At 60.8% G+C, this 1,720-nt stretch carries 1 protein-coding gene and 2 pseudogenes; 1 reads left to right on the top strand and 2 read right to left on the bottom strand.

The genetic code is table 11. From position 1 onward, the window contains the following. Both HMPREF2990_RS12560 and HMPREF2990_RS12555 read right to left on the bottom strand, forming a co-directional pair. Positions 1 to 176 (bottom strand): annotated as a pseudogene (locus tag HMPREF2990_RS12560) (ATP-binding protein); the annotation flags it as partial. Beyond that, a pseudogene (locus tag HMPREF2990_RS12555) lies at positions 155 to 478 on the bottom strand (glutathione S-transferase family protein); the annotation flags it as partial. The pseudogenes HMPREF2990_RS12560 and HMPREF2990_RS12555, both read right to left, overlap by 22 nt. 117 nt (positions 479 to 595) lie before the next feature. On the opposite strand from HMPREF2990_RS12555, the gene HMPREF2990_RS11865 reads away from it, so the two are divergent. Beyond that, positions 596 to 817 carry a hypothetical protein gene (locus tag HMPREF2990_RS11865; protein WP_070764817.1) on the top strand — a complete coding sequence of 74 codons (222 nt, stop codon included), beginning with the start codon at positions 596 to 598 and terminating at the stop codon, positions 815 to 817. Positions 818 to 1,720 lie beyond the last annotated feature (903 nt).

Raw genomic sequence — 1,720 nt, 5'->3', positions numbered from 1 at the left:
AGGACATCGACATTGATCAGTTTCCGCATCTTATCGAGGTAGTTTTGGTCCGCCGGTGAGAAGACCGCCAACATATCTACGAGTTGGTCTAGCCGGTAGTAGGCTACGGAGTATCCGGCTTGACATGCGGCGACGCCGATGGCGCAGACTATGTATGTTTTCCCTGTTCCGGTAGGGCGCCGCCCGGATCCAGGTCGAAGGTCCAGGAACGCTTGTCGTGGGTCGGGGCAGCCAAGCCCATGGAGATCACATCTTCCAGCCCCATCGGGCGCCGCACGATGACAGCGCGATGTGCCCAGAGGTAGGCACGTGCTGCGATGAGGCGGTAGCGGTGCGGTTGCACGGGCTAGTGCAGAGCCTCGTTGCTTATCGACGCAAAAATGCGGTCACCGACGTAGTTCGTATCCCGCTTGAACTCGCCGTCCTTCGACGCATTCTGGGCGTCGCCTGCCCAATCCTTCTGTGTCTCTGTAGTCATCGTGTCCTCCCTTATTGCGTAAAAAATTATGACACGTCAACTATAGGCCGTTTCTGATTATGAGCGCAGAAATCAGCTGGGCTGCCTCACGTCATGGCGAAACCTAGGATGCGGTGCATGAACTACCGGAATGTCCGCCTCAACTCCGTCGCGGCGCTTGTCTTGGGCCTGTTGGGCGTGGCGTTCTTTGCCCTGGAGTGGGTCATGTTTGGGGTGGTCGGACGGCGGGAATCCTGGGCTTTCTTTGCGGTAGCCATGTTTCTCTTCCCGGCTGGCTTCTTTATGGTCGATGGCGGTGAAAGGGTGCCGGAGTCCCTTGACCGAGCGCCGGATCCATAGCTGTGCCATTTTGGGACACGCCCGCACCTTCGGTTTCGGGCCATTGCCAGAGCGCTTATCCGGAGAAGCCTTCTGCTCCCACTCCAGCGGGGTAGTGATCGTCCCCTGAGTACGGGGATTTCCCGGTTTTACAGGCTGATTCACCGAGAAGATTGTTAACAACGCCTACGGATTCTTACGCCCATCCTTGGTTTTCGTCCACGCGCCACTCAATGGTGTGCTGGTTTTGCGCGATCTCGGTTTCAGCAATGTCCATCAAACGCACGAGACGGGACTTGAGCCGCAAGAGAGGTTAGGCTAACCTAACGCACGAATGGTTATTATCTTCTGAGAGGGCAACACAGTGCCGCTTGTGTCTGATGAACCCACCACAGCGACCAATGAGTCGACGAGTCGGCCGAGAGGGGGCGACGCGAACGCGGGGAACCCCGTTTGGCACATCCTCCGGCCGGTGTCCGTCCCCTCCTGCGCGGAATCGCCGGGCACACCCCGTATCCGCAGCCGGCGAGGCCGTCAACGGCGCCGGAGCTGCGGGTTTGGTGGTCTGCGCGGCCTGGTTCTTAGGCATCGCCGTGAAAACGAGGCCGGGGGAGTCTGCATGACAGGTACGTCCACGGGGGCGGCACCGCCGACGACGGCCCGCGAACCCGATCACCTAACCCGAAACCGCCGCGTGGACGCGGCCCACACACCCGGAGACAGAACCAGATGAAGTCGATTGCCCAGATCGTCCAGAACAACCGCAGACTCCTCGCGGCCTACGAGGACAAGGTCCAGCTGAGGTTCCCCAGTCGCTATGCGCGTGAACCGATGGACGCCGCCGTCGAAGGGCTCGGGGCCGGACGGAATTCCACGTCGCCGACGTCCTCGCGCCGCTCGGCAGGGTCGCCGGGCTGCTCGCCG

This window comes from Corynebacterium sp. HMSC071B10 (assembly GCF_001814825.1).
Lineage (GTDB): Bacteria > Actinomycetota > Actinomycetes > Mycobacteriales > Mycobacteriaceae > Corynebacterium.
Note: the sequence above shows the minus strand (reverse complement) of the source record. Positions and strands in the feature narration are given on the sequence as shown.